We start from the raw sequence: 6,841 nt of genomic DNA, 5'->3' as shown, positions 1-6,841 counted from the left end.
TGACTAGCAAACAGAAAAAATCCAAAGCAACCTGGAGCGACGTTAAATCCAAATTGGCTGACGTCGATCGAGTTGGTCTGATCGGGCTTATACAGGATCTATACGCAGCGAATAAAGATAATCAAACGTTTCTGCATGCACGATTCGGGTTGGGCGAGGATATTCTTAAACCCTATAAGACCACCATTTCCCGCTGGATTTGTCCTGATGTAATGCGCAATCAGCCTCTCAGTGGCCAAAGCGAAGAAAGCGATTACCGATTACAAAAAGGCGGTCGGTCAACCTGAAGGACTGGCTGAACTGTCAATTTTCTATTGCGAAGAAGTATTTGTTTTCCTGGGTTACTGCGGCATGGACGATGAAGGCTATTTTGATGCCTTAGTGCGTATGTTCGAACAAGCATTGAAATATGTCATGGCATTGCCGGAAGCCAAACGCCCAGCTTATATACACAGACTCGAGCAAGTTGCAAAGCAAGGCTCGAATGTCGGCTGGGGTGTTGGCGAAGATATGGCAATATTGTTATCCGAATATGACACTGATGACTAGCAATGCGCTTTTATCCGATCTTCAAGCTGAAAACGCGAGGCTGATTGCTTTACTTGAAGCACATAACATCGAGTGGAGGTTACCGCAAAAGCTTCCACCAAAAATAGATCCGATAGAGCCAGAATTATCTGCACTGTCTACTGCCGCGAAGGTAGCGTTATTTCGTCGCTTGTTTCGCGGCAGAACCGACGTTTATCCCGTTCGCTGGGAAAGCAAGACTACAGGAAAATCTGGCTACTCACCTGCATGCGCGAATGAATGGCGGCCCGGTGTCTGTCACAAGCCTCGTATCAAATGCTCCGATTGTGGCGTTCGGCAACTGAGTGCCTTGTCTGATGCGGTCATTTATAGCCATCTGTCCGGCGAGCAGACGATTGGCGTTTATCCCTTGCTGGCTGACGACAGTTGTTATTTTCTGGCGGTTGATTTCGACGAGGCCGATTGGAAGGAAGATGCACAGGCATTTATCCAGTCATGCTCTGAACTTGGGATACCATCTGCACTGGAGATATCGCGTTCCGGTAATGGCGCTCATGCATGGATTTTCTTCGCAACCAATGTTTCTGCGCGTGATGCCAGGCGCCTCGGCACGGCCATCATCAGCCATACCTGTTCTCGGACTCGACAACTGAAACTGACTTCCTACGATCGCCTGTTTCCCAATCAGGACACCATGCCCAAAGGTGGTTTTGGCAATTTAATCGCATTACCTTTGCAGAAAAAACCACGGGAAAGTGGATTTAGCGTGTTTATCGACAAACACTTGCAGCCCTATTCCGACCAGTGGGGATTTTTAGCCAGTATCCAGCCGATGGCAGTCGTGGACATTGAGCCAACTATTTTGCGGGCCACCGGCAATGCACATCCATTGGATGTCACTTTTATTGACGAGGAAGATCACAAAGAACCTTGGAAGCGGACTGATAGCAAAAATGCCAAACTTGCCGGGCCATTGCCAGAATCGCTGTCTATTACTCTGGCAAACCTGATCTATTTCGAGAAATCCGAACTGCCACAACCTCTGGCAAATCGACTGATCCGCCTCGCAGCCTTTCAAAATCCTGAATTTTATAAAGCACAAGCCATGCGCTTCCCTGTTTGGGATAAGCCGCGTGTTATTGGCTGTGCCGAAAACTATCCAAACCATATCGCATTACCGCGCGGTTGCCTGGATGCCGCCTTAAACTTATTGAAGGAAAACGGTATTCACTGTGACTTAAAGGATGAACGGTTTGATGGACAAGCAATCGAAATTTCCTTCGCAGGTATTTTGCGTCCAGATCAAGAATTGGCTGTCACTGAAATGTTGCAACAACATGCTGGTGTTCTCTGTGCTCCGACAGCATTTGGTAAGACGGTGACTGCTGCCGCGATGATTGCTCGGCGAGGCATCAACACCCTGATTTTGGTTCATCGCACCGAACTTCTCAAACAATGGCAGGAGCGCTTGCAATCTTTCCTCGGCGTAGGCAAAGGCTTCGTTGGAACTATTGGTGGCGGTAAAGCCAAACCGTCTGGAAAAATCGATATTGCGGTGATGCAGTCATTGTCGCGGCAAGGCGAAGTCAATCCATTGGTAGAGAATTATGGACACGTGATCGTCGACGAATGTCATCACATCGGCGCCGTTTCATTTGATGCCATCTTGAAACGGGTTAAAGCGAAATATGTGTTGGGGCTTACTGCCACCCCTGTGCGCCGCGACGGGCAACAGCCCATCATTTTCATGCAGTGCGGACCAATCCGCTATACCGCTGCCAAACCAGATAATGCGCCAAGTGATCTGGAAGTTATTCCGCAGATGATTTACAAGACTATCGATCTGCCTCAGGAATCCGCTATACAGGATGTATTCCGTCACATCGCCAATGATGTGGAGCGCACGGCGGTAATTGCCAATGACATCATCGCGGCTTTTGATCAGGGACGAAAAGTACTGGTCCTGACTGAGCGCACCGAGCATCTGGATGCTATTTTGTTAGCATTGGACAGCAAATTACCGCCACCTTTTGTGCTTCACGGCCGAATGTCGAAAAAGCAACGAGCAACTTTGATCACAGAACTTGAAGGACTGCCACCAGATGCGCCTCGGGTATTGTTAGCCACTGGTAAATTGGTGGGCGAAGGTTTTGATCACCCGCCACTGGATACCTTGGTTCTGGCCATGCCGATCTCATGGAAAGGTACTCTGCAGCAGTATGCTGGCCGCTTACACCGAGAGCACGCTACCAAAACCAATGTTCGAATCATCGACTTTGTCGACACCGGTCACCCGGCGTTACTACGTATGTGGGACAAACGCCAACGCGGATATCGAGCAATGGGCTACCGAATGGCAGTTCCAAACTGATAAAAGCATACGGGTTCGATTGGTCATTTACCAATCGAACCCGTAGCGGTTTGGAATCGGTAGTCTATTCAAATGCAAATTGATGCCTAAGAAACAAAATCGTGTACGTGATCGTGTATTTATGATTTTTATTAAAAATAATACGTTTAATTTCATTTCGTTAGCATTATTTCTAGTCCGGTCTGAGCACCAACTCCGCATTCAACCGAATGCACCCATTTTAGAACCCGCAAACCGAATGGTTTCGCGGGTTTTTTATTATCGTCGGGATGGCGTAAGCGATTCTGTCATTTTAGTCGCCTTGGAGACCGCTCCGGGAACGACCGGCAGTTTACCCGAGAGTGCGCGAATGGACATCCCCAATGGAATCCCTACTCCCCGCCTCGCCCCGTCGTTCGATAGGTTTTTTGCGTTGCGCGCAAGGTTCCGAGCCTTGCGTTTATTACTCGGAGAGTTGCACGCAACTCTTTTAGCGTTGCGCGAATCACTTTTTGCCTTGCGATTGTTACTCGGAGAATTGCGCGCAACTCTTTTAGTGTTTCGCGAATTGCTTTTTGCCTTGCGCGCAAGGCTCGGAGCCTTGCGTTTATTGCTCGAAGCATTGCGAGAATCACTGTTAGTGTCGCGGGAATGACGTTTTGAGTGGCGATTGAAACGGCGATCGTGGCGAATCGCCGGTTTCGCGTTGTAAGCCCTGCTCGGGCGGCAGGCTTGATACCAAAATAACGGTCACGGCGAAGTTCTGACCTTGCGCGGCGAGTCGCGCCGGCCAGCTCGCCGCGTGAATACGGCGCTTTTGGCGATTGACGGTGCTTAATTTGGCACCGCGATTAAAACGGACCGATATCGCTTGCCGCGGGCAGGAGCAAGGGCAAATCATCCGGATAAGCGCCCCATCGTCTGCTCACTCTCTCCACTGCTCCGCCGACAACGGTAACTCGTTCAGCTCGACCCTTGCCTCGCGCCATGCCGGGTAGCAGTCGTTTAAGAGCGCGATAAAATGTTCGCTATGAGTCGGCTCCAACAGATGCGCCATCTCGTGTACAACCACATATTCCAGCAAATGCCTGGGCTTTTTAACCAATTCAGTATTTAAGCGGATATGACCGGCTTTAGGGTTGCAACTGCCCCACTTGGTTTTCATGCGCTGCAAGAAATACTGCTTCACCGTAACGCCGAGCTTGGCTTGCCATTTTGCGATTAAGGGCGGTATGGCTTGGTGCAGCAATACCTTATGCCATTCGTGAATCAACTCCGCGCGCTTTTCCAAAGGTGTTTCCGGGGGCAAATACAGGGAAATACGCCGATGATCGACATTCACAAAAGGCTTGCCGCCGCGTTCGATGATGGTCAGCAAATGCCGGCGCCCCCATAAATAGTGAGTCTCGCGCTCGACAAACTGCCGGGGCGTTTCCCTGGCTTGATTGCGCAGTTTGGCCTGTTGATAACCTGATCAGCATCTTCCAAAAGCCCGAGCTGGATTTCTCCAAAAACCGCGCCGAACACGACGACATTCTCGGCGACGCTTACGAATACCTGATGCGCCCTTCGCCACCGAAAGCGGCAAGAGCAAAGGCCAGTTTTACACGCCGTCGGAAGTCAGCCGCATCATCGCCAAGGTCATCGGCATCTCGCCCGACAACGCCAAGGGCTCCACCACCGCTTACGACCCAACCTTCGGCTCCGGCTCCTTGCTGCTGAAAGTCGCCGCCGAGGCCGGCAAACATATCACGCTGGAAGGCCAGGAAAAAGACGTCGCCACCGCCGGTCTGGCGCGGATGAACATGATCCTGCACGACTTTCCGACCGCCACCATCCTGTCCGGCAACACGCTGGCCGCGCTCAAGTTCAAGGATGGCGAGCAATTGCGTACTTACGATTACGTGGTCGCCAATCCGCCGTTTTCCGACAAGAGCTGGAGCACCGGCCTGACGCCCGGCACCGACCCTTACCAGCGCTTTGCTTGGGGCGAGCCGCCCGCCAAACAGGGCGACTATGCCTATCTGCTGCACGGCGTGCTGTTTCGCGGTAATGCCGAAGCGGTGATCCGCCAACAGCTGGTGCGTTCCGGCTATTTGAAAGGCATCATCGGCTTGCCGACCAACCTGTTTTACGGCACCGGCATCCCGGCCTGCATCCTGGTGATCGACAAGGAAAACGCCCCCGCCCGCAAAGGCGTGTTCATGATCGACGCCAGCAAGGGCTTTATCAAGGATGGCAACAAAAACCTCCTGCGCGAGCAGGACATCCACAAAATCGTCGATACGTTTGGTTGGAGAGCTTCTCCACCATGTCCTTGCCTTCGCCAAGTTTGTTGGGATCGTTGAAGTCCGGGAAGTCGCTTTTCGACAAGCGGGCATTGGCATTGACCAAGGGGCCGATGATCTGGGTGTTGATCTTGTCGCCGATGTCGGATTTGCCTTTGAGGGCGATCATGTCCTTGAAGCTGGCGCCGGGCGGAATCACCACCGGCGGGGCGAAGTGGTCGCTGTCGGCGTATTTATCGGTGATGTATTTGATGAACAGCATGAACAGTACGTAGTCCTTGTACTGGCTGGCGTCCATGCCGCCGCGCAATTGGTCGCACGAGGCCCACAGGGAAGAATAGAGGTCGGATTTTTTGATGGCCATTGAGCGGTGATGGTGTTGCGTGTTTAGTCGTTGTTATCGGGGTTTGAAGATTGGCTGGCGATTGCAATGCCGTTTTGGCCGCAATAATCCCGAATCAACACCTCCACCATATTGGCTAGCGAGCGATGCTCCCGCTCGGCAGCCAGCCGTAGCGCTTCTTTTAGCGCCGGATCGATGCGAAATGTCAGCGTGGTGGTTTTGGTGCTAGCCATGTCTCTTTCTCCCTTATTTTACGGTACTGGGAATGTACTGCAATGTACAGCAAGGTCTCATATAATCTAAGCTAACGTTTTTACTGAGCGACAGAAAGGAAAACGTTGGTCTGAAATTACGCCATCAAGGACGTTTTCCGGCGGACGCCCAATGCTTTGCTGAAGCGACTTTTTCAGAAGCAGGCGTTATTTGTCGGCATCGAATTTACCGCCATCAAGGAAGGCAGACCGGATACGCTCGTGGCTAATCTGTCCTGCTCACGGCTGTGACAAACGGGTGGCGGTTATTTTTAGCGGAAAAAATCTTGGCATGTCGGCATTGCCATCAACTCGTTTATGAATCGACCAGAGAAAAACGAGATGACCGCCCAAGTAGACAAACAGACCTGATTAGTGAAAAGCTGGGATGAGGAGCGGGAGTCTTAAATCTCAACGGCGTCAAGCCGAAAGGTATGCATGGTAAAACATTCTAGAAGCTCGATCTAAAACACGATGTGTTGATCGATTTGTCGTTAGCCGGGATGTTCAAGCGGCTGCGTTTGTTTGAAGATGAGTCGCTAATTTAAAGCTAAGCGAAATCTGTTTCGCAAAATCAGCATCACGTTGCTTGAGATGAAAAAGGTTATCCCGATTGTCATCCCGAAACCGACTTTTTCTGATTTTACCCAACAACTTATTTTGTAAGCCATTGATTAAATTGGTCGGGACGGCGGGATTCGAACCCACGACCCCTTGTCCCCCAGACACGCAATCAATAATTTATAACCATTGAAATCAATAGCTTAGAGCGTTTGCCCGCTTATTTTCAACCTAAATAAAACATGCTAAACAATAGCAAAACTTCAATTAAGACACGGTTCTGTCACAGACGAACTACCACTGGATCGCGTCAAACTCCGCCTGGCTCGCGTTCCCTGGCAATGCCTTAACCTCATCCACTAGGATAGCGTAGCGGTCTCGATTATCTCTGATCATCTCGAGAACGGCTCGGCCGACTTGCTGTATCTGCGAAACAGAATGGTCACGTCTAGCCCACGTCCCGGCAGAATCCACGCACGAAAATCGATATGGCTCACCGCCGGACCCGCTTACTAATGAG

Annotated in this window: 7 protein-coding genes and 1 pseudogene; 5 read left to right on the top strand and 3 right to left on the bottom strand. The window is 50.9% G+C overall.

The genetic code is table 11. The features are described 5' to 3' along the window. The 4 genes and pseudogenes from AC3B8H_RS16550 to AC3B8H_RS16535 form a co-directional block, all read left to right on the top strand. A pseudogene (locus tag AC3B8H_RS16550) lies at positions 1 to 287 on the top strand (hypothetical protein); the annotation flags it as partial. After that, a complete protein-coding gene (locus AC3B8H_RS16545) occupies positions 232 to 549 on the top strand; it encodes a hypothetical protein (RefSeq protein ID WP_488442650.1) in 318 nt (105 codons plus the stop codon). The pseudogene AC3B8H_RS16550 and the gene AC3B8H_RS16545, both read left to right, overlap by 56 nt. Next, entirely contained in the window at positions 533 to 2,899 is a 2,367-nt protein-coding gene (locus AC3B8H_RS16540) for a TOTE conflict system archaeo-eukaryotic primase domain-containing protein (RefSeq protein ID WP_488442649.1), read from the top strand. The genes AC3B8H_RS16545 and AC3B8H_RS16540 overlap by 17 nt, the downstream gene beginning before the upstream one ends. Before the next feature lie 82 nt (positions 2,900 to 2,981). Continuing rightward, the gene (locus AC3B8H_RS16535; protein ID WP_488442648.1) at positions 2,982 to 3,533 is read left to right on the top strand and encodes a hypothetical protein; all 552 of its coding nucleotides are present in this window, start codon (positions 2,982 to 2,984) and stop codon (positions 3,531 to 3,533) included. Positions 3,534 to 3,803: 270 nt separating this feature from the next. On the opposite strand, the gene AC3B8H_RS16530 is transcribed toward AC3B8H_RS16535, so the two are convergent. Next, positions 3,804 to 4,331, bottom strand: a complete 528-nt coding sequence (locus AC3B8H_RS16530; RefSeq protein ID WP_488442652.1) for a M48 family metallopeptidase — start codon at positions 4,329 to 4,331, stop codon at positions 3,804 to 3,806. A 100-nt stretch (positions 4,332 to 4,431) separates the two neighbouring features. Here AC3B8H_RS16530 and AC3B8H_RS16525 point away from each other — a divergent pair, with 100 nt between their 5' ends. Beyond that, positions 4,432 to 5,226 (top strand): N-6 DNA methylase, encoded by a 795-nt coding sequence (locus AC3B8H_RS16525; RefSeq protein ID WP_488442651.1) that lies wholly within the window; start codon positions 4,432 to 4,434, stop codon positions 5,224 to 5,226. On the opposite strand, the gene AC3B8H_RS16520 is transcribed toward AC3B8H_RS16525, so the two are convergent. Both AC3B8H_RS16520 and AC3B8H_RS16515 read right to left on the bottom strand, forming a co-directional pair. Beyond that, complete coding sequence (locus AC3B8H_RS16520) at positions 5,108 to 5,530, bottom strand: type I restriction-modification system subunit M N-terminal domain-containing protein (RefSeq protein WP_488442647.1); 423 nt, start codon at positions 5,528 to 5,530, stop codon at positions 5,108 to 5,110. The two genes, AC3B8H_RS16525 and AC3B8H_RS16520, sit on opposite strands and share 119 nt — an antisense overlap. 23 nt (positions 5,531 to 5,553) lie before the next feature. Further along, positions 5,554 to 5,742 (bottom strand): type II toxin-antitoxin system antitoxin, encoded by a 189-nt coding sequence (locus AC3B8H_RS16515; protein ID WP_488442646.1) that lies wholly within the window; start codon positions 5,740 to 5,742, stop codon positions 5,554 to 5,556. Positions 5,743 to 6,841 lie beyond the last annotated feature (1,099 nt).

It is taken from the genome of Methylomonas sp. BG-2 (assembly GCF_057766305.1).
The sequence above is the reverse complement of the archived record's forward strand: the minus strand, read 5'-3'. Positions and strand labels throughout refer to the sequence as shown.